Source organism: Achromobacter mucicolens (assembly GCF_902859725.1).
Classification (GTDB): Bacteria; Pseudomonadota; Gammaproteobacteria; order Burkholderiales; family Burkholderiaceae_B; genus Achromobacter; species Achromobacter mucicolens.
Genome location: NZ_CADIJP010000014.1, coordinates 35,334 through 54,862, shown reverse-complemented (window position 1 = coordinate 54,862; position 19,529 = coordinate 35,334). Strand labels below are relative to the sequence as shown.

At 66.8% G+C, this 19,529-nt stretch carries 17 protein-coding genes; 8 read left to right on the top strand and 9 right to left on the bottom strand.

Annotated elements, in window-relative coordinates:
- Positions 1 to 26: 26 nt before the first annotated feature.
- The 4 genes from HV786_RS18370 to HV786_RS18355 all read left to right on the top strand — a co-directional run bounded on the left by HV786_RS18370 (position 27) and on the right by HV786_RS18355 (position 4,672).
- A complete protein-coding gene (locus HV786_RS18370; protein ID WP_128828190.1) occupies positions 27 to 1,679 on the top strand; it encodes an amidohydrolase in 1,653 nt (550 codons plus the stop codon).
- Between the two features lies 1 nt (position 1,680).
- Complete coding sequence (locus HV786_RS18365) at positions 1,681 to 2,742, top strand: CobW family GTP-binding protein (protein ID WP_175211484.1); 1,062 nt, start codon at positions 1,681 to 1,683, stop codon at positions 2,740 to 2,742.
- Between the two features lie 113 nt (positions 2,743 to 2,855).
- Positions 2,856 to 3,248: a nuclear transport factor 2 family protein gene (locus HV786_RS18360; protein WP_128828192.1), complete on the top strand. Its 393-nt coding sequence runs from the start codon at positions 2,856 to 2,858 to the stop codon at positions 3,246 to 3,248.
- 8 nt (positions 3,249 to 3,256) lie between these two features.
- Entirely contained in the window at positions 3,257 to 4,672 is a 1,416-nt protein-coding gene (locus HV786_RS18355; protein ID WP_128828193.1) for an NAD(P)/FAD-dependent oxidoreductase, read from the top strand.
- A 13-nt stretch (positions 4,673 to 4,685) separates the two neighbouring features.
- Here the strand turns inward: HV786_RS18355 and pdxR are convergent, their stop codons facing one another.
- From pdxR to HV786_RS18320, 7 genes are all read right to left on the bottom strand, one after another.
- Positions 4,686 to 6,230, bottom strand: a complete 1,545-nt coding sequence (gene pdxR / locus HV786_RS18350) for a MocR-like pyridoxine biosynthesis transcription factor PdxR (RefSeq protein WP_128828194.1) — start codon at positions 6,228 to 6,230, stop codon at positions 4,686 to 4,688.
- Positions 6,231 to 6,341: 111 nt separating this feature from the next.
- Positions 6,342 to 7,169 (bottom strand): ABC transporter permease subunit, encoded by an 828-nt coding sequence (locus tag HV786_RS18345; RefSeq protein ID WP_128828195.1) that lies wholly within the window; start codon positions 7,167 to 7,169, stop codon positions 6,342 to 6,344.
- Positions 7,162 to 7,998 carry a taurine ABC transporter ATP-binding protein gene (locus HV786_RS18340; RefSeq protein WP_128828196.1) on the bottom strand — a complete coding sequence of 279 codons (837 nt, stop codon included), beginning with the start codon at positions 7,996 to 7,998 and terminating at the stop codon, positions 7,162 to 7,164. The genes HV786_RS18345 and HV786_RS18340 overlap by 8 nt, the downstream gene beginning before the upstream one ends.
- Before the next feature lie 95 nt (positions 7,999 to 8,093).
- Positions 8,094 to 9,122: a taurine ABC transporter substrate-binding protein gene (tauA, locus tag HV786_RS18335; protein WP_128828207.1), complete on the bottom strand. Its 1,029-nt coding sequence runs from the start codon at positions 9,120 to 9,122 to the stop codon at positions 8,094 to 8,096.
- A 211-nt stretch (positions 9,123 to 9,333) separates the two neighbouring features.
- Positions 9,334 to 9,879 carry a GTP cyclohydrolase I FolE gene (gene folE, locus HV786_RS18330; RefSeq protein WP_128828208.1) on the bottom strand — a complete coding sequence of 182 codons (546 nt, stop codon included), beginning with the start codon at positions 9,877 to 9,879 and terminating at the stop codon, positions 9,334 to 9,336.
- Positions 9,880 to 10,026: 147 nt separating this feature from the next.
- Entirely contained in the window at positions 10,027 to 10,683 is a 657-nt protein-coding gene (locus tag HV786_RS18325; RefSeq protein ID WP_128828209.1) for a response regulator, read from the bottom strand.
- A complete protein-coding gene (locus HV786_RS18320) occupies positions 10,680 to 12,104 on the bottom strand; it encodes a cache domain-containing protein (RefSeq protein WP_128828210.1) in 1,425 nt (474 codons plus the stop codon). The genes HV786_RS18325 and HV786_RS18320 overlap by 4 nt, the downstream gene beginning before the upstream one ends.
- A 315-nt stretch (positions 12,105 to 12,419) precedes the next feature.
- On the opposite strand from HV786_RS18320, the gene HV786_RS18315 reads away from it, so the two are divergent.
- Positions 12,420 to 14,501: a carbon starvation CstA family protein gene (locus tag HV786_RS18315; RefSeq protein WP_128828211.1), complete on the top strand. Its 2,082-nt coding sequence runs from the start codon at positions 12,420 to 12,422 to the stop codon at positions 14,499 to 14,501.
- A 21-nt stretch (positions 14,502 to 14,522) separates the two neighbouring features.
- The gene (locus tag HV786_RS18310) at positions 14,523 to 14,735 is read left to right on the top strand and encodes a YbdD/YjiX family protein (RefSeq protein WP_105238611.1); all 213 of its coding nucleotides are present in this window, start codon (positions 14,523 to 14,525) and stop codon (positions 14,733 to 14,735) included.
- A 1,271-nt stretch (positions 14,736 to 16,006) separates the two neighbouring features.
- Here HV786_RS18310 and HV786_RS18305 read toward each other — a convergent pair.
- Positions 16,007 to 16,444: a rhodanese-like domain-containing protein gene (locus HV786_RS18305; RefSeq protein ID WP_128828212.1), complete on the bottom strand. Its 438-nt coding sequence runs from the start codon at positions 16,442 to 16,444 to the stop codon at positions 16,007 to 16,009.
- 127 nt (positions 16,445 to 16,571) lie between these two features.
- Between HV786_RS18305 and ftrA the strand changes: the two genes are divergently transcribed.
- A complete protein-coding gene (gene ftrA / locus HV786_RS18300; protein ID WP_128828213.1) occupies positions 16,572 to 17,600 on the top strand; it encodes a transcriptional regulator FtrA in 1,029 nt (342 codons plus the stop codon).
- A 15-nt stretch (positions 17,601 to 17,615) separates the two neighbouring features.
- Here ftrA and HV786_RS18295 read toward each other — a convergent pair whose 3' ends face one another.
- A complete protein-coding gene (locus HV786_RS18295) occupies positions 17,616 to 18,794 on the bottom strand; it encodes an MFS transporter (protein WP_128828214.1) in 1,179 nt (392 codons plus the stop codon).
- 157 nt (positions 18,795 to 18,951) lie between these two features.
- Between HV786_RS18295 and HV786_RS18290 the strand changes: the two genes are divergently transcribed.
- The gene (locus HV786_RS18290; RefSeq protein WP_128828215.1) at positions 18,952 to 19,503 is read left to right on the top strand and encodes a Dps family protein; all 552 of its coding nucleotides are present in this window, start codon (positions 18,952 to 18,954) and stop codon (positions 19,501 to 19,503) included.
- Positions 19,504 to 19,529: the final 26 nt, after the last annotated feature.

Below are 19,529 nucleotides of genomic sequence, written 5' to 3'. Positions count from 1 at the left end.
TATTTCCCGACTGACAAGGAATCCCGATGAACCAGCCTTCCGGCGCCACGACCTTCTACGTCGCGCGAACCATCCTCACCATGAACCCCGCGCAGCCGCGCGCGACCCACGTGGCCGTGCGCGATGGCCGCATCCTGGGCGTGGGAACGCGGGAGGATCTTGCCGGCTGGGGGCCGGCGCAGGTCGACGACCGGTACGCGGACAGCGTGCTGATGCCGGGCCTGGTCGAAGGCCATTGCCATCTGCCCGAGGGCGGCATGTGGAAGTTCGTCTACGTGGGCTTTTATGACCGGCGCGGCCCTGACGGCAAGCTGTGGCCGGGCCTGAAAAGCTTTGCGGACGTGGCGGCCCGGCTGCGCGATGCCGAGCGGTCGCTCGCACAGGGCGAGACGCTGATCGGCTGGGGCTTCGACCCCATCTTCTTTGGCGGCGACCGCATGAGCATCCATGACCTGGATGCGGTGTCGGCCGAGCGCCCCGTTGTCGTGATGCACGCCAGCATGCACCTGATGAACGTCAATTCGCCCATGTTGGCGCGCGCCGGCATCGACCGCGATACCGATATCGAAGGCGTGACCCGGCTGGCGGACGGGCGGCCCAGCGGCGAACTCTGCGAGTTTGCGGCCATGTTTCCCGTCATGCGGCTGATCGGCAGCCCGTTCCGCACGGTGGGGCTGACCGAAGAAGGGCTGCGGATGTTCGGCAAGGTGGCGCAGTGGGCGGGCGTGACCACCGCGACGGACCTGGTCAACGAGCTGAACGACGAAGGATTGGCGACGTTGGCGCGGGTGACGGCGGAATCCGGCTATCCCGTGCGCATCGTGCCCGCAGCGTCGGCGCTGACCTACGCGGGCAACGCGGCCGGCTGCCTGGAAAAGCTGGCGGCGGCCCGTCGCCTGAACCACGCCAAGCTGCATCTGGGCATGGTCAAGCTTGTGGTGGACGGATCCATTCAGGGTTTTACGGCGCGGGTGCGCTGGCCCGGCTATTACAACGGCGCGCCCAACGGCATCTGGGTCATCGCGCCGTCGGAGCTGGACGCGATGGTGCAGACTTATCACGACGCCGGCGCGCAACTGCACATCCACACCAACGGCGACGAGGCCACGCAGCTGGCCATCGAGGCCGTGGACCGCGCGCTTCGTCGCACCCCGCAGCGCGACCACCGCCACACGCTGCAGCACTGCCAGATGGCCGACGCGGCCCAGTTCCGGCAGATGGCCAGCCTGGGCATGTGCGTGAATCTCTTTGCCAACCACATCTACTACTGGGGCGATGCCCACTACGCGCTGACGATGGGCCCGGACCGCGCCAACCGCATGGACGCTTGCGCGTCGGCGGCGCGGGCGGGCGTGCCCTACGCCATCCATTCCGACGCGCCCATCACGCCTCTCGGGCCGCTCTTTACGGCCTGGTGCGCCGTGAACCGGCAGACGGCCTCGGGCCGCGTGCTGGGCGAGTCCGAGCGCATCGGCGTCGACGCGGCCCTGCATGCCATCACGCTGGGCGCGGCGTACACCTTGCACATGGATCATCTGGTCGGTTCCATCGAAGTCGGCAAATACGCGGACTTCTGCGTGCTTGCCGACGACCCGTCCGCCGCCGCGCCGCAGTCGCTGAAGGACCTGAAGGTGCTGGGCACGGTCATCGGCGGGCGTCCGCTGCCGCTGGAGGCGTGACATGGCGCGCATTCCGTTGACGGTGGTCGGCGGCTTCCTGGGCGCGGGAAAGACCACCTTGCTCAATCATGTGCTGACCGCCAGTCCGCGCCGCGCGGCAGTGCTGGTCAACGACTTCGGTCCGGTGGACATCGACGCCAGCCTCGTCGCAGGGCGCGCCGACAACGTCATCCGGCTTTCCAATGGCTGCGTCTGCTGCTCGATGGCAGGCGGACTGGACGATGCGCTCGCCCGTGTGCTGGCGCTTGATCCGTTGCCCGAGTGGATCGTCATCGAGGCGAGCGGCGTGTCCGACCCGGGACGCATTGCGCAGGTCGGCATGGCCGATCCCCTGTTGCAGCTGGAAGCCGTGGTGGTGCTGGCCGATGCAGGCGCGATCCGCGACGTGGCGGCCGATCCGCTGCTGGCCGACACGGTGCTGCGGCAGTTGCGCGCGGCCGATCTGCTGGTGCTGAACAAGACGGACCTGGCGGCGCCGGCTGATCTGGCGGCGGTGCATGACTGGCTGCGCGAGGCGAGCGGCGGGGCGCCTGCGGTGCAGACGCGCGAGGGAAAGTTGGACCTGCGGCTGCTTGGGGGCGGGGATGGCGCGGCGGCGGCCAGGCACGCGGATGACGAGGCCCACGCCTGCGGACACGGCGAGGGGCAGACCGCCACCGCTGATTGCGGCCACGGCGACGCCGTCGGCACCGGACACAACAACCGGCGCGATGCGCCGCCCGATCCCGACCATCCGTTCCACAGCTGGCTGTGGCGCGCACCCGCGCTTGTCGATGCCGACATGCTGGCCGAGCGACTGAAGCAGCTGCCGCGCCACGTGCTGCGGGCCAAGGGGTGGGTGTGCACCGGCCGGCATGGCTGGGTGCTGGTGCAGTTTGCGGGACGGCGCGTGCGCTTTGACACGCAGGCGCGCCTGCCGGCTGGGCAGCGCGAGCCGTCGCTGGTGGTGATCGGCATGCGCGGCGTCACGGACATGCCGGCGATCGCGGCGCGGCTGGACGGGGCGGCGCTGCCTGGCGCCGACGGCGCGCCGGAACCGTCGTGGGCCGAGCCGCTGCGCTAGTTCTGGTGCAAGCGATTCCCCGGGTCTGGTCCTACCCCCGTGCATGGCCCGCACGTACCTTGATGGTTCAGCGTGGACGCATCTCGCGCCGCGCCAGAGAAGGAGGGTAGGCAATGCAAAAGTCCGTCACCGTGGAAATGCTGGCCGAGTTTGCGGCCGCCTGGAACCGGCACGATATCGACGCCTTGATGTCGTTCATGAGCGAAGACTGCGTGTTCGAGACCGTGGGCGGCCCGGAGCAATACGGCAGCCGTCACGCGGGTCCGGAGGCGGTGCGCGCGGCCTTTGCCGCGGCCTGGAAGAACTTTCCGGACGCGCAATGGGAGAACGGACGGCACTGGGTGGCCGGCGACCGCGGCGTGTCCGAGTCCACGTTTTGCGGCACGGCGGCGGACGGCTCGCGGGTGGAGGCCGACATGGTCGACGTGTTCACCTTCAAGGACGGCAAGATCCAGGTGAAGAACGCCTTTCGCAAGCAGCGTCCGGCCTTGCCGGCAAAGGCCTAGATTCCGTCATGGATACGCAAATGTCGGCCGGAATTTCCCGCCCGGCGCCCGCGTTCGGCGCCGCCCTCAACGCCTACAACCCGGCCTACGATCCGTTGGTGTCCCCGCCCGGCCAGGGCCAGGACTATGCGCCGACCTACTGGGTGGCCACGGCCGGCGCCCCGCCCGAGGACGATGGTCCCATCAACGGCGACGTGGACGCCGACGTGGTGATCGTCGGCTCGGGCTTCACAGGACTGTCGGCCGCGCTGGCGCTGGCGCGCGATTTCGGCGTGAAGGCGGTCGTGCTGGAAGCCAACCGCGCGGTCTGGGGCTGCACCAGCCGCAATGGCGGACAGGGCCAGAACGCGTCCGGACGCTTGTACCGCTCGCAGTGGATCGAACGCTGGGGACTGGACACCGCCAAGCGCCTGGATGCCGAGATTCGCGAAGGATTCGAGTACTGGAAGAGCCTGGTGGCGCAGGTGGATTGCGATGCGCAACCCGGCGGGCATCTGTACACGGCGCATCGCCAGAAAAAGATGGCCTTCCTGCAGAACGAAGCGCGCGTGATGCGCGACGTCTTTGGCTACGACACGAAGATGCTTAGCCGCGCCGAATTGCGCGAACGCTACGTGGACGATCGCGAGGCCGTGGGCGCCATGCACGAGCCCGATGGTGTCGGCGTGCACCCGCTCAAGCTTGCTTACGGCTATCTGCGGCAGGCGCGGGCGCTGGGCGTGCGCATCCATCCGTCCAGCCCCGTGCTGGGCTGGCGCGTGGAAAACGGCGTGTACCGGCTGCAGACCCCCGGCGGCACGGTGCGCGCCCGCCGCGTGGCGTTCGCCACCGGCGGCTACACCGCGCAGGGCGTCAACCGGCTGCTGGACAATCGCATCATGCCGGTGCTGTCCAACTCCATGGTCACGCGCGAGCTCTCGCCGGCCGAACGCGAGGCGGCGGGACTGAAGAGCACGGTGTTCATCACCGACACGCGCACGCTGCGCTTTTACTACCGCCTGCTGCCCGACGGCCGCATGCAGATCGGCAGCCGTAGCGCGCTGCGCGGCGCGGACGCCGAGAACCCCCGGCACCTGGCGCTGCTGCGCGAAGGCCTGGCGCGCAAATTCCCTGCGCTGCGCGGCGTGGACGTGGCCTACTCGTGGTGGGGCTGGGTCGACGTCAGCCACGACATGATGCCGCGCGTGACACAACCCGATCCCGCGCAGCAGGTGTATTACGCCTTCGGCTACGGCGGCAATGGCGTGGCCTTCTCGGCCCACGCCGGCAGGCGGCTGGCGCAACGCATGATGGGCAAGGACGGCATTGCCTGGAACCTGCCGATCTACGACACGCCGTTGCCAGGCCACCTGTTCGCGCCGTTCCGCCGCATCGGACAGGGGTTGTTGTACCGGTGGTACTACCTGCGCGACGAACTGCTCTAACGGTGTGAAGGCGTCACACACCGTCAAGCACCACGTCCTGCGCCGCGCGGCGCTGTGCGTCGACCACCTTGGCCAGCCGGGCGATGCCCGGCTCGATGTGTTCGGGACGGATCGACGTGAACCCCACGCGCAGGAAGTTGCGGGGCGCGTTTGCGCCGTCCATGAAGAACACGTCGCCCGGCTCGACCACCACGCCTTCGGCCAGCGCGGCTTCGGACAGCGCCACGGCATTGAGCCACGGAGGTCCCTGCAGCCAGCACGACGACGATCCGGTGATGGGGATGACCGTGAAGTCCGGCAGGTGCCGCGCCAGCGCCTGCGCCAGCTCGGCCCCACGCTTCTGGTAAGCCTGCGACTGGCGCCGCAGCAGCGAATGGTGGTGCCCCAGCGAGATGAACAGCGAGAACGCGCGCTGGATATACGCCGACGGGTGGCGCAGCATCAGGCGGCGCAGCGCGCGCAGCTCGGCCGCCAGCTCGCGCGGCGCGACGATGTAGCCGATGCGCAACCCCGGCGCGAACGATTTGGCAAGGCTTCCCACATAGATCACACGCCCGTCGCGGTCCAGGCTCTTTAACGCGGGGATCGCGCCTTCGCCCCAGCGGCTTTCGCTTTCGAAGTCGTCTTCGATGATGAGGCTGTCGGCCTGCCGCGCCAGCGCCAGGAGGGCCGCGCGACGCTCCATCGACAGCGTGACGGTGGTGGGGCACTGATGGCCGGGCGTGACGAACAGGTAGTCGCATCCCAGTAGCTGCGTGCCGGTGCGCAGACCCTGTTCGTCCACGGGCAGCGGCAGCAGGTGGCGGGTGTGGCTGGCAAAGATATTGCGCGCGTCCGGATAGCCTGGGTCTTCCATGCCGACCACCGTGTCTTCGTTCACCAGCAGGTCGGCAAGCAGATAAAGCGCGTGCTGCGCGCCAACCGTGATGACGATCTCTTCGGCGTCCGCCCACACGCCGCGGCGCGGCAGCACCTGCGTGCGGATCTGTTCGATGAGCGCAGGGTCGTCGTGCGTGATGAGGTCCGGCGCCCAACTACGGATGTCCAGCACCGACAGCGCCTTGATGCAGCACTCGCGCCATTCGGCGGTGGGGAAAAGGTCCTGGTCGAACTGCCCGTAGACAAAAGGATAGGGCTGCTTCTGCCAATCACGCGGCTTGGTGATGTTGCGCTGCCGCGTGGGGCGAAAACGCAGGCGTTCGTCCCAGCGCACGCCGCCGGCATGGGCGGGTTGCGCGGGCGTGGCGTCGGCGGCGGGGCCCGAGTGGCCCTCCATGACGGTATCGCTGACGAAATGGCCGCTGCGTTCGCGCGAGACCAGATAGCCTTCGCACACCAGCTGCTGGTACGCAAACACGACGGTGTTGCGCGCGATGCGCAACTGGTCGGCCAGGTAGCGGCTGGACGGCACGGGCATGCCGGGCGGCAGGTGGCCGCTGAGGATCGCCGACACCAGCATCTGGCGCACGCGCCCCTGCAGGCTGAGGTTGGGCGCGCTGGCTTTTTCGAACAGGCGTTCCCACAACACAGGCTTGAGCATCGAGGCCTGGCTGGACATGGCTGGCTCCTTTTGACTCTCGGCACGGCCGGGCGCGGCGCTGCGGCGCCCGGTGGGTCCGAGTCTCAGAATAAAGGAGCCGGATGGGGGAAGGAATGCGGGATTGCCCTGTCAGATGCGTCCCTTCCACGGGATGGCGAAGCGTTCAAGGTAGCGCACCAGCAGGTCGAATGCGAATGCGAAAAGGCCGATGACGATGATGCCCATGATGACCGTGTCGCTGGCCAGGAACTGCGCGGCGTTCAGCACCATGAAGCCCAGGCCCCGGTCGGCCGCCACCATCTCGGCGGCCACCAGCGTCGTCCAGCCCACCCCGATGCCGATGCGCATGCCGGTAAAGATCTCGGGCATCGCCGCCTTCAGGATCACGTGCCAGACGATCTGGCGGCTGGTCCCGCCCATGGCGTAGGCCGCGTGAATCTGTTCGATGGACACCGAGCGCACACCGGCTCGCGCGGCGATCGCCATGGGCGCGAAGATCGCAAGGTAGATCAAGAGGATCTTCGGAAACTCGCCGATGCCGAACCAGATGATGATGAGCGGCAGGTAAGCCAGCGGCGGCAGCGGTCGGTAGAACTCGATGGGCGGATCGAAGACGCCGCGCGCGTACCGGTTCACGCCCATCAGGATGCCGACCGGGATCGCGGTGACGCAGGCCAGGAAGAACGCGCCGAACACGCGGCACAGGCTGGCGAGCGCATGCTCGGTCAGCGTGGAGTTGGCCACGCCCTCGGTCATGGCAAAGACGAACTTGTCGTACACGGCGATGGGCGAGGGCAGGAACAGCGGCCGCACCCAGCCTGCGCTGGTCACCAGGAACCACAGCGCGAGCAGCGCCAGGCTGGTCAGGAGACTGATGTGCCCGCTGTAGCCTGCGCCCGGCGCCCCGTAGACCTTGCCCGGCGCGGCGGGCGTGTGGCCGGTGCGCCGCTTAGGCATGGAGGGCGTGCGGGGCGGCGGCGCGCTCGTCCCCGTAGATGATGCCGAGGACTTGTTCGCGCATGGCGATGAAGTCGGGACTGGATTTGATGCCACGGCCATCGCGGGTCTCCAGGTAGCGCCGGTTGAACGCCGGCTCGAACGTGTGCGTGATCCGGCCCGGGCGCGGCGACATGACGATCAGCCGCGATCCCAGGAAGAGCGCTTCTTCCACGCTGTGGGTGATGAAGAAAAACATCTTGTTGGTCTGCCGCCAGATGTCCAGCAGCAGTTCCTGGATGGTTTCCCGGGTCAGCGCGTCCAGCGCGGCCATGGGCTCGTCCATCAGCAGCATGGCGGGGTTGCAGGTCAGCGCGCGCGCAATCCCCACGCGCTGCTGCATGCCGCCCGACAGTTGGTAGATCATGTGGCGGTGAAAGTCCTGCAGGCCCACCAGTTCCAGGTTTCGGCGGGCGCGGGCGCGGCGGGTTTCCTTGTCCACGCCTTGCAGCTTCAGGCCAAATTCGGTGTTTTCCAGCACGTTCAGCCAGGGCAGCAGTGCGTGCTTCTGGAACACCACGCCGCGGTCTGCGCCCGGGCCGACGATGGGCTTGCCCCCCAGCGTGATCTCGCCCTCGGTCGGCGACAGGAATCCCGCCAGCAGGCTGAGCAAGGTGGTCTTGCCGCAGCCCGACGCGCCGAGTGCGACGACGAATTCGCCCGGCTGGATGGTCAGGTTGACGTCGTGCAGCGCGATCACCGGGCCGCTGTCGTGCAGGCCGGGGTAGGTGACGCTGACGCCTTCGGCGCACAGGCGCTGCGCGGCGGATGTGGACTGCTGCATGGTCATGCTGCTCCCCCTGGTCGTTGTGGCCGGGCCGGCGGCTGCCGGGTCCGCCCTGTCGCGGCAGCCGGCGCCGGGGTGGCGCCGGCCGGGCGGGGTGATTACTTGGCCGCCGCCTTCGCGTACTGGTCGGTGACGAACGGACTGTAGTCGTCCAGCGCCTTGTCGATCTGCTTCTGGTCCTTCAGGAACTTAGCGCTGGCCGCGAAGGCGCGCGCCGCGCCCGAGTCCTTGCCGCCGCCGAGCCAGGTCTTGGACGCCTGCTCTTCCACGGTCGGGAACACCAGAAGGCCCAGCGCCTCGACGATGTCTTCCGGCTTGCCGCCGATGAGCTTGACGATGCCCTTGACCTGCGGCGAGTCGGCCGTCCACTTGGCGCTGTTGGCACGGTAGTCGGCATACGACTTGGCCAGCACGCCGGTAAAGGCAGCCATGAACTTCGGATTCTTCTGCGCCCAGGCCTTGTCCACGACGATGCCGTCGAACGTCGGCACGCTGGCCGCGCCGATCTGTTCGGAGTCGGCGATGATCTTGCCGGTCTTTGCGATCTCGGTCAGGGCGGGCGGCCACACGTAGGCGGCGTCGATGTCGCCACGCTGCCAGGCGGCCACGATCTGCGGCGGCTGCATGTTCAGGATGCGCACGTCGCGGGGCGGCACCTTCCAGACCTGCTCAAGCCCGACCAGCAGGTGAAAGTGCGACGTCGACACGAACGGCGTGGCGACACGCTTGCCTTTCAGGTCGGCCGTGCTGTTGATACCGGAACCGTTGCGCGCCACCAGCGCTTCGGATTTGCCGATGTTGTCCAGGATCCAGAAGAGCTGCATGTCCACGCCGCGCGTGGCGGCCGAGGTGATGCCCGTGGAACCCAGCACGCCCACCGGCACGTTGCCCGAGGCCAGCGCGGTCGAGATGTCGCCGCCCGAGGTGAACTGGCGCCAGTCCACCTGGTAGCCGGCCTCCTTGAGGGCCTTGTCGAAACTGCCGTCCGCGATCGAGGACAGGAAAGGCCCGACGATGAGCTGATAGCCCACCACGAGTTTGGTCTGCGCGTAGGCGGGCGCAGCCAGTAGCGCGGCGGCCAGGCCGGCCAGGGTGCAGCGGCGAATCAGGCGGTATATCGCGTTCATGGAGATCTCCGGGAGAGAACGGCCGCGCCCCGGCGCGACCGGCTTGCTGGTGCCAGTTTGCCCGGATGGGACCAGAACGCTAGGGCCAGATGTCCGGATCAGTAGGAGCCAAAAGCGGCCGGGCCCGCCGGCTGCGCCGGCAATGCCCGAATGGGCATCGTCGTCGCAGCGGGCGGGCCCGCGATATGCGCCAAAAGGATGAGATCGCCGTTCAGCGAATCAGGCTGAGAAACTCCGCACGCGTGGACGGGTTTTCATGGAACTCGCCCAGCATCACCGAGGTAATCATGGACGAATTCTGCTTTTCGACGCCGCGCATCATCATGCACATGTGCTGGGCCTCGATGACGACGGCCACGCCGGCCGCGCCGGTGACGCTTTGCACGGCTTCAGCCACCTGGCGGCTGAGGTTTTCCTGGATCTGCAGGCGGCGCGCATACATTTCGACGATGCGCGCGACCTTGGACAGGCCCAGGACCTTGCCGGCCGGCAGGTAGGCGACGTGCGCCTTGCCGATGAAGGGCAGCATGTGGTGTTCGCACAGCGAGTACAGCTCGATGTTCTTGACCAGGACGATTTCGCGCGTGTCCGAGGTGAACAAGGCGCCGTTGACGATCTCTTCCAGGTTCTGGTCGTAGCCCCGGCACAGGTGACGCATGGCCTTGGCCGCGCGGGCGGGCGTGTCGGCCAGCCCCTCGCGGGACGGATCTTCCCCTAGTGCTTCGAGAATGGCGGTGTAGTGCTTTTCCAATGACATGGGGACTCCTGGCGGCGCGCCCTCTGGCGCGCGGTGATGCGTGGTTGATGCAGGGCGGCATCGGGGATGCGTTCGTGCCGCAAGTCTACCTCAGCGGCCAAGTCGGAATGCGCACTTGCCCGCGGCGCGTGGGGGTATTTGCGGCATTCAGACGCCTCGGTTTTCCACTGCGTACTTGATGAGTTCGGCCTGGCCGTCGATGCCCAGCTTGCGCTTGATATTCAGGCGGTGCGTTTCGACCGTGCGTACGGACAAGCCCAGCATCAGGGCGATCTGCTTGTTGGCATGGCCGTCCGCGATGTGCCGCAGCACGTCGCGCTCGCGTTGCGTGAGCAGCGTCGCCAGCGCGCTGGCTTGCGACAGCCGCACCGCCGCCGCGGCGCTGAAGTAGCTGCGGCCGGCCATGACGGCATCGATGGCGGCGATGATCTCCTGCGCCGGTTCGTCCTTGAGCAGGTAGCCGCGGGCGCCGGCCTTCACGGCCTGCACCATGTATTCGGGGTTGTCGTGCATGGACAGCACCAGCACCGCAATCTGCGGATAGCGCTCGTGCAGGAACGCCGTCAATTCCAGGCCGCCGACCCCGGGCATGTTCAGGTCCATCAGCGCCAGATGGGGCAGGGTGCCGCCCTGCGGGTCTTCGGCCATGCAGGCGGCCAGGAAGGCCTGGGCGGCGGCGGCGTTGCCCGCTTCGCCCACCACCCGCAGCTGCGGCACGGTTTCCAGGCGCAGGCGCAGGCCGTCTCGCACCAGGGGATGGTCGTCGATCAGCAGCAGGCGGATAGCGTCGGATTTGTCGATCATGCTTGGCGTGGGGTCGAAAGCGGGGAGCCGGCGGGCGGCAGGGGAAGCCAGGCCTGCAAGGTCGTGCCTTGCGCGGTGGAATGAAAGGTCAGGGTGCCGGACAGCGCGCTCATGCGTTCGCGCATGTTGCGCAGGCCGATGCCGCGATGGGGGTCCTGCTGGACGGCGGCATCGTCAAAGCCGCAGCCGTCGTCGCTGATGGTCAGGCGCAGGTCGCGCGCCGAGTACGCCAGCGTCAGGTCCGCGCGCGTGGCTCCCGCGTGCCGTATCACGTTGGTCAGCGCCTCTTGCGTCACGCGAAACAGCGCGGTCGCGTAGGCGTCGGGCAGCTTCACCGGCTGCCCGACGGTATGCAGGTCCACGGTCAGCGGCGGCGCGCCATCCTCGGCGCGGATGGCGAATTCCCGGCCCAGGTGCTCCAGCGCCGCGGGCAGGCCCATGTCGTCCAGCAGGGTGGGGCGCAGGTTGTGCGAGATGCGGCGGACTTCGCCGACCGCCGTGTTCAGCCGGTCCAGCGCGCCGCCCAGCGGCGTGTCGATGTGCGCAAGCACGCGGGGATCGTCCGGGTGCGACTGCCGCAGGCGTTCGCGGGCGGCCTCCAGCGACAGCTTGACCGACACCAGCACCTGGCTGATGCCGTCGTGCAGCTCGCGCGACAGGCGCGCGCGCTCGTCTTCCTGCGAACGCACGATCTGGCGGGCCATCAGGCGCAGCTTGGCGTCGGACTGGCGATGGTCGCTGATGTTGAGCGCCAGGCCGCAAGCCGCCACCCCCAGGATCGACACGGCGGCGATGCCCGCCACCCACGCAAACATGTCCCGGATATTGGCCTGCGCCGCGGCGTCGATCCGCACTAGCGCATGCTGCACGTCATCCAGATAGATGCCCGTGCCCAGCATCCAGCCCCAGCGCTCCAGCACCACGACATAGCCCAGCTTTTCGACGGTCTGGGTGGTGGACGGCTTTTCCCAGAGGTAATGCACCACCTCGCCCTGCTGTCCGCCGCGCCGCGCTGCCGTCAACAGGTTCTGGATGACCGGCTGACCCTGGGTGTCCCGCAGGTTCCAGAGGTCTTGCCCGACCAGTTCCGGCTGCCGCGGATGCATCAGATTCCTGCCGTTCAGGTCGTAGACGAAGAAGTAGCCGTCGTGCCCGAACTCCATCTGCGCCAGGAGTTCAAGCGCGCGCTGGCGCGTGGCGGCGTCGTCGCCCGCGGCCTGCAGCGGCGCGATAGCGCTGTAGGCCAGGTTCACGTAGTGGCGCAGTTCGCCTTCCTTGCTGGCAAGCCAGGCGGTTTCGACCACCTGCTTTTCGCGCTGCGCCAATTGCAGTCCCTGCACGTAGACGGCGACCGTGATGGCGGCGACGGCCACCAGCAGCGGCACTGCCGCGAGCAGCAAGATTTTGAGACGCAGCTTCATAAGGATTTGTATCAGCCCGGCACGGCTTTGTTGCGACGCATCAACCGAGGGGCGCCGAGGCAGGAACGCGGAAAGTTCGGGGGATTTTACGATTTCCACGGAAATTTGCTGCGGCGCATCGCGTAGTAACACGTAGCCCGCTTGCGTAGTTCCGCGCTTGTTGGGCCGCTGGCGGCACGGCAATACTGGCGCCCGCGTCGACCGGACGCAAGCGTGGACGCGTGCGTCCGCCACCCCACAACAATGAGTCTGCCTTCCGCGGGACGAAAAAAGCGTTTCACGCCAAGAGCATGGCGGGAGGCAAGAGGAGCACTTATGCACACCAGCAGTAAGGGACTGGGTCAGCACCTGGTCTGGCTGGCGGTTGCGGTACTGGGCGCGTTTGCGCTGGGCACCGTGGCGCTGGCCAGAGGGGAGACCATCAACGCGCTATGGGTGGTGATCGCCGCCGTCTGCGTCTATCTCATCGCCTACCGTTACTACAGCCGCTTCATCGCGCGCAAGGTCTTCCAGCTTGACCCCACGCGCATGACCCCGGCCTGGAAGTACAACGACGGCCTGGACTACGTGCCCACCAACAAGCACGTGCTGTTCGGCCACCACTTTGCCGCCATCGCCGGCGCGGGTCCCCTGGTCGGACCGGTGCTGGCCGCGCAGATGGGCTATCTGCCCGGCATGCTGTGGATCCTGGCCGGCGTCGTGTTCGCCGGCGCGGTGCAGGACTTCACGATCCTCTTCATCTCCACCCGCCGCGACGGCCGCTCGCTGGGCGACCTGGTCAAGTCCGAATTGGGCAAGATCCCTGGCGTGATCGCGCTGTTCGGCGCGTTCATGATCATGGTCATCATCCTGGCCGTGCTGGCGCTGATCGTCGTGAAGGCGCTGACGCATTCGCCGTGGGGCACCTTCACGGTGGCCGCGACGATTCCCATCGCGCTCTTCATGGGCGTCTACCTGCGCTACATCCGCCCGGGCAAGATCGGCGAGGTGTCCATCATCGGTTTCCTGGGCCTGATGGCGGCCATCACGTTCGGACAGGACGTGGCCGCGCATCCGGTCATCGGCCCGATGTTCGACTTCGACGGCAAGGGCCTGACCTGGATCCTGATCGTCTACGGCTTCATTGCCTCTGTGCTGCCCGTGTGGCTGCTGCTGGCGCCCCGTGACTACCTGTCGACCTTCCTGAAGATCGGCACCATCGTGGGTCTGGCGATCGGCATCGTGGTCGTGGCCCCCGAACTGAAGATGCCCGCGCTGACCCAGTTCGTCGATGGCACCGGTCCGGTGTGGTCGGGCAACCTGTTCCCGTTCCTTTTCATCACCATCGCCTGCGGTGCGGTGTCCGGTTTTCACGCCTTGATCTCCTCGGGCACCACGCCCAAGCTGATCGAAAATGAAACCCAGGCCCGCTACATCGGTTACGGCGGCATGCTGATGGAATCCTTCGTGGCCATCATGGCGCTGGTGGCGGCATGCGTCATCGAACCGGGCATCTACTACGCGATGAACAGTCCGGCGGCCGTGATCGGCACGACGCCGGAGCAGGTCGCGCAGGTGGTGTCGAGCTGGGGCTTCATGATCACGCCGGCCGATCTGGTGCAGACGGCCAAGGACGTGGGCGAAAGCACGATCATCTCGCGCGCCGGCGGCGCCCCGACGCTGGCTGTGGGCATGGCCCATATTCTGCATCAGGCGCTGGGCGGTCCGGGCATGATGGCGTTCTGGTATCACTTCGCCATCCTGTTCGAGGCGCTGTTCATCCTGACCGCCGTGGACGCCGGCACCCGTGCAGGCCGCTTCATGCTGCAGGATCTGCTGGGCACGTTCGCCCCGTCGCTCAAGCGCACGGATTCGCTGCCGGCCAACCTGATCGCCACGGGCCTGTGCGTGGCGGCGTGGGGCTACTTCCTGTATCAGGGCGTGGTCGATCCGCTGGGCGGCATCAACACGCTGTGGCCGCTCTTCGGCATCGCCAACCAGATGCTGGCCGCGATTGCGCTGACGCTGGGTACGGTCGTCCTGTTCAAGATGAAGCGCGACCGCTATGCGTGGGTGACGGTCCTGCCGACGCTCTGGCTGCTGGCTTGCACGCTGACCGCCGGTCTGCAAAAGCTGTTCCACTCGGACCCGCGCGTAAGCTTCCTGGCCCACGCCGACAAGTACAACGCGGCGATCGCCGAAGGCAAGGTGCTGGCACCGGCGAAGTCGCTGGGCGAGATGTCGCGCGTGGTGATGAACGACTACATCAACGCAGGCCTGTGCGCGATCTTCATCTTCGTGGTGGTGAGCATCGTGGTGTTCGGCTTGAAGTCGGTGCAGCGCGCCCGCAATGAAAACAAGCCGACGTCCCGCGAAACGCCGTACGAGGCGCTGCCCGCAGCCGTCGGCGCCGACTGACCGCAACCCAGGAGAAGCCGCATGCTGTTCAGCAACATGACTTCGGCGGCCGGCGCAGCCGGCCGTTACCTGGGGCAAACGCTCCGGCTGATGGTCGGCGTGCCGGATTACGAGACGTATGTCGAGCATATGCGGCGCACGCATCCTGAGCAGGAGCCGATGAGCTACGAGGATTTCTTCCGGGAGCGCCAGGAGGCGCGATACGGGGGGAAGAAGCGGATTGGGTGCTGCTGATTGGGTGGATGGAAGGCCTTGCTGATGCAGGGCCTTTTTTTGTGTGTCTTTGCTGTCTTTGGCTGGGGTGCGTTTTTCTTAGGTGGTCGGTACTTCATAGGCGGCAGGATCTTCGCGGGGGGCACGATCTTCGTAGGTCGCCCGACGCCGCGGTCACCGTGGGCACGATCGCCCACGATTGCGGTCCGGAGCCTTCGCTCCGGACTTGCCTAGGCGGCCCCCCCCTTCGTCATCTTCGTCCGCCTTCGGCTCCCTTCAGATTCCCTCGGGCGCATCGACGGCGCTCGCACCCACGGTGCCCGCGACGCCGTGCTGCGAGGGTCTTTGGTATGTGGCGCTGTAAGACCTGTGGTCAGGGAAGGGGATCTGCGGGGCCGCCGAATTGCTGCCGCCCGGGCGGCGGCAATCGGCATCGGAGCCGTGGGACGTCGTGGCAGTGTGCGCTTGCGCGCTGGCGGAGGGTGGTTTGCTGATGGGCGCTCCAACGCGGGGGGGGCGGTGATGGGCGGCGCGCGTCCACGGACAGTGTCAGCCTGCCGACCTGTACGCGCGCCGCCCATCGGACACTGGAGTTGACCTGACGATTAGTGGCGAGCGGATAGTATGGGCGCTTGATATCTGAACCATAAGCAGCCATGCGCGAAGCGTGATTGCTGATGGTGTCTTGCACGCCTGAATGCAATTGGTATGTCGCGATCTTGCCTGGGTGTCGGCCACCTGAATCAGGCTTACGAATGTGCCAGTAGTCGCTGCCGCCGGTGTCTGACACCCTTGGGAGGTGAACTTGGCATGAAGCGCATCTCACCAGGGTGTCAGACACCTTGAAGAAGAAGCCGCCACACGCGAAGCGTCATCACCTCGACGCAAGACGCCGCGTAAGCCCACGAAGGCCGCCCGCGCGGCCGCCCGGGGGCGGGCCCCGCAAGATCTCTCTCTCCCACCCAACTGTGTGCAAGAACCTCAAGAACCCGAATCCCCCCGCCGCCCGAGAAGATTCAACTGCAAAGCCCGGTGTGGCGTGGGCCTGGGGTGGGCGGGGCGTTTAGATGCGCCCGACGGAATCCGAAGGCAGCCGCCGGAGGCGGCAACGAGGATGAGGATGGGGCAGTCCGGAGCGAAGGCTCCGGACCGCAATCGGAGCCCCGCCCGCCCCAGGCCCACGCCGCGCCGGGCGTCTCAAGAACCCCGCCCGACCACCAGCACCAGCACCAGCACCAGCACCAGCCACCGTTAGTCACCAGCATCAGCCAACCCACAATTCAACGCCCATCTCAGGCACTTTTGCGCTCATCCTCAATCCGGCCCGCATCGCTGCCCTCAAGCGGCAACCCTTCGTCGACCCAGCCGGTGATGCCGCCAGTCATCACCTTCACGGGACGGCCCAACTGCGCCAATCGCAATGCGCCTCGCGTGGCTCCGTTGCAGTGTGGACCCGCGCAGTACGTGACAAAGAGCGTGTCGGCCGGATAGTTGACCAGCTTCGATTCGACGATCTTGCCGTGCGGCAGGTTCAGCGCGCCCGGGACATGGCTTTGGGCGAATAGCGCCGGGCTGCGCACGTCCAGCAGCACGAAGCCCGGGGTGCCCGAGGCGAGGGCGCCTGCCACGTCGGAGCAATCGGTCTCGAATTGCAGCGATGCGTGAAAGTGGGCGAGGGCGGTTGCGCTGTCGGCGGCGGGGATGGCGGTGACGGCGTTGGTCGTGGGCATGGCGGAACTCTGAAAAGGAGGATTCGAGGAAAGAGGCATCTGGAAGCATGATCCAGAAGCCCCATTCTGGCGTCGCGCCGCCTTGCCGATAAGTGGCGTAAATGACATTTACCGGTAACATTACGCCATGAGCAAACACCTCGTTGTCGCGCTGGCTTACGACCGGCTCTGTACCTTCGAATTCGGCTGCGTGACCGAGTTGTTCGCGCTCGAGCGTCCAGAGCTTGATGTCGATTGGTATCGTTTCGCCGTGTGCGCCAGCGAGCCTGGCCCGCTACGCGCCGCAGGCGGCATTACCGTTGCCGCGCCCTACACCCTCAAGTTGCTTGATCGTGCCGACACCATCGTCGTGCCCGGTTGGCGTGATGCCGACGAATTGCCGCCCGCGCCATTGCTCAAGAAGCTTCGCGCGGCGTATCAGCGTGGGGCAAGGCTCTGTTCGATCTGTTCCGGCGTTTTTGTTCTGGCCGCCGCCGGCGTGCTCGACGGGAAAACCGTGACCACGCACTGGCGATACGCTGCCAAGCTGCAGCAGCGTTACCCGCAGGTGCGTGTTCAACCCGATGCGCTGTATGTGGATGACGGACAGATCATCACGTCGGCCGGTTCCGCGGCCGGGCTGGATATGTTGCTTCACCTGGTGCGACGCGACTACGGTGGCGCGGTGGCCAATCGGGTCGCGCAGCGGCTCGTGGTGGCGCCGCACCGCGAAGGAGGGCAGGCGCAGTTCGTGCCGCGGCCCATGCCGTCCGACGAAAGCGGGCGCCTGGCCAAGTTGATGGACTGGATGCGGCAGCATTGCACGTCGCCGCATACGTTGCGCTCGCTCGCGGACCGCGCCGCGATGAGTCCGCGCACGCTGCAACGGCAATTCCAAGAGGCCACCGGCATGGCCCCCTATGAATGGCTGATCCGCGAACGGGTGGCGGCGGCCCGTGAAATGCTTGAATCGCGGGCGCGTCTGTCCGTGGGCCGCATTGCCGAGCTGGCCGGATTTGGCTCCGAGGAGTCCATGCGCCGGCACTTCCGGCGTATCGTGCTGACCAGTCCGGCCGCCTACCGGGAAAAGTTTGGCCATCACGCGGCAGCGTTCAAGCGCGGTTCAGGCGTCAGCGGCGAATCTCGCGATGCTTTGGCCGCCCCGCGCACGCGCTGAACGCCATCGCCCCGTTCAGTTCGCCTCGCGCCGCCGCAGTTTCTCCGAGACCATCACCAATGGTGCGGCCGCGGCCGCACACAGCGCCATCACCAGAAAGCCGCCCGGGGGGTAGCTGCGGTACAGCGCGCCGCCTAGCTGGATGCTGGCGAACATGAACACGCCGCCCGACAGCATGGCGTACAGCGCGATTGCCGAAGTCTTGCAGGCGGCGGGCGCGCGACGCGTGATGTACCACATGATGGCCGCATTGTTGCCGGCCAAGGTGAAGCACTGCAGCAACTGCAAGCCCGCGATCAGCGTGGGGTCGGTGGTGGCGGACAGGCCCGCCCAACGGATTGCCGTCATGACGGCCGAGGCCAGGATCAGCCACTGCGCACCCGTGCGCGCCAGGATGCGTGGCGCCAAAAAGAAGAACAGGACCTCGCTAGCGACGCCCACCACCCACAACAACGAAATCATCGCCGTCGACAGGCCGCTCGCGGTCCAGTACAGCGTCGAATAGGAATACAGGAAGCCGTTGCTCGCCTGCACCAGCGAGGCCGCGGCGATGCACAGCAGCAACGGGCGGTCGCGCAGTACTTCTCGCATCGGCAACCGGACGCGGTCGGCCTGCGCTTCCTGGGGCGCAGGCCGCGCCGCCCGCGGCAGCAGACGCACGCAGGCCAGGCACGCGACGATCAGCAGGATCGACAGCCACATCACCCAATCCGCGTCGAACGTCTTGATCAGATAGCCGCCCGCCACCGTCACCGTGGCAAAACCCAGCGAGCCGCAGGCGCGCATCACCGTATAGGAATTGCCCTGTCCGCGCCCGCTCGCGATGGCCATGCGGTCCATCAGCGGCAGCACGGCTGGGAACACCGCGTTCAGCAACAGCGTGATGGCCAGCAGCCAGGCTGAAGTGTGGCTGAACGGATAGCACACGAAAAGAACCAGGGACGCCGCGAGCGCCGACGCGATCAGTGCGTGAGCCCGGCCCGTCTGATCCGCGATGTGCGCCACGATCGGCGTCGACATGATCTTGGGCAGGAACGATGTGGCGACGATCAGCCCGATCAGGGCCGGGTCCAATCCCCGGCTGGCGAACCACAAGGGCAGGAAGGGAATGCTTACGCCCTGCAGGCCGTAATACAGGAAATAGAACCCGTGCAACGCGATGGCGCCTTGCCTGGCGTCGGGATTGCCGCGCATGGTGGGAAGGGATCAGGGGGATGCGAAGCGGCGTAGCATACTCCTTCGCAGCGCCGGGCATTGGCAAAGCGCATCCGGAGATTTACGCTGTGCCTCGCGGGCGGTTGCAACCGCGCCGCGACCGTGTTTTCCAATTCATCTCCTAAAGGTGCGATTCATGGCCAAGAAACTGAGTGAGAAGACCACCAAGGCACTGAAGGTCCGCCGCAAGGCGCCGCTGGCGACGCCCACCGACCTGGCGGCCGACGCCACCCGCGACATCTCCGCAGTGCTGAATCAGGTGCTCGCCGACGTGTTTGCCTTGTACCTGAAGACCAAGAACTTTCATTGGCACGTCAGTGGGCCCCACTTCCGGGACTACCACCTGTTGCTGGACGAGCAGGGCGACCAGCTGTTCGCCATGACGGACCCCATCGCCGAGCGCATCCGCAAGATTGGAGGCACGACGCTGCGGTCCATCGGCCACATCTCGCGCTCGCAGCGCATCTCGGACAACGACGCCGACTTCGTGCAGCCGCTGGACATGCTGGCCGAGCTGCGGGAAGACAACAAGGTGCTGGCGGCAACGCTGCGCGAAGCGCACAACGTCACCGACGAGCATCGCGACATCGCCAGTTCCAGCCTGATCGAAAACTGGATCGACGAGACCGAGCGGCGCACGTGGTTCTTGTTTGAGGCCAGCCGCCAGGGCGATTCGACCGGGCACTGACCCTGTCGCCCGGGGCGGTGGTTCAG

Bases quoted from the DNA above. Each gene is read 5' to 3' on its own strand.
- HV786_RS18340 (WP_128828196.1), bottom strand. From the start codon at position 7,998: ATGACCATGCAGCAGTCCACATCCGCCGCGCAGCGCCTGTGCGCCGAA.
- HV786_RS18305 (WP_128828212.1), bottom strand. From the start codon at position 16,444: ATGCCCACGACCAACGCCGTCACCGCCATCCCCGCCGCCGACAGCGCA.
- HV786_RS18320 (WP_128828210.1), bottom strand. From the start codon at position 12,104: ATGAAGCTGCGTCTCAAAATCTTGCTGCTCGCGGCAGTGCCGCTGCTG.
- HV786_RS18370 (WP_128828190.1), top strand. From the start codon at position 27: ATGAACCAGCCTTCCGGCGCCACGACCTTCTACGTCGCGCGAACCATC.
- HV786_RS18290 (WP_128828215.1), top strand. From the start codon at position 18,952: ATGGCCAAGAAACTGAGTGAGAAGACCACCAAGGCACTGAAGGTCCGC.
- HV786_RS18365 (WP_175211484.1), top strand. From the start codon at position 1,681: ATGGCGCGCATTCCGTTGACGGTGGTCGGCGGCTTCCTGGGCGCGGGA.
- HV786_RS18325 (WP_128828209.1), bottom strand. From the start codon at position 10,683: ATGATCGACAAATCCGACGCTATCCGCCTGCTGCTGATCGACGACCAT.
- tauA (WP_128828207.1), bottom strand. From the start codon at position 9,122: ATGAACGCGATATACCGCCTGATTCGCCGCTGCACCCTGGCCGGCCTG.
- HV786_RS18310 (WP_105238611.1), top strand. From the start codon at position 14,523: ATGCTGTTCAGCAACATGACTTCGGCGGCCGGCGCAGCCGGCCGTTAC.
- HV786_RS18360 (WP_128828192.1), top strand. From the start codon at position 2,856: ATGCAAAAGTCCGTCACCGTGGAAATGCTGGCCGAGTTTGCGGCCGCC.
- folE (WP_128828208.1), bottom strand. From the start codon at position 9,879: ATGTCATTGGAAAAGCACTACACCGCCATTCTCGAAGCACTAGGGGAA.
- HV786_RS18355 (WP_128828193.1), top strand. From the start codon at position 3,257: ATGGATACGCAAATGTCGGCCGGAATTTCCCGCCCGGCGCCCGCGTTC.
- HV786_RS18295 (WP_128828214.1), bottom strand. From the start codon at position 18,794: ATGCGCGGCAATCCCGACGCCAGGCAAGGCGCCATCGCGTTGCACGGG.
- ftrA (WP_128828213.1), top strand. From the start codon at position 16,572: ATGAGCAAACACCTCGTTGTCGCGCTGGCTTACGACCGGCTCTGTACC.
- HV786_RS18315 (WP_128828211.1), top strand. From the start codon at position 12,420: ATGCACACCAGCAGTAAGGGACTGGGTCAGCACCTGGTCTGGCTGGCG.
- pdxR (WP_128828194.1), bottom strand. From the start codon at position 6,230: ATGTCCAGCCAGGCCTCGATGCTCAAGCCTGTGTTGTGGGAACGCCTG.
- HV786_RS18345 (WP_128828195.1), bottom strand. From the start codon at position 7,169: ATGCCTAAGCGGCGCACCGGCCACACGCCCGCCGCGCCGGGCAAGGTC.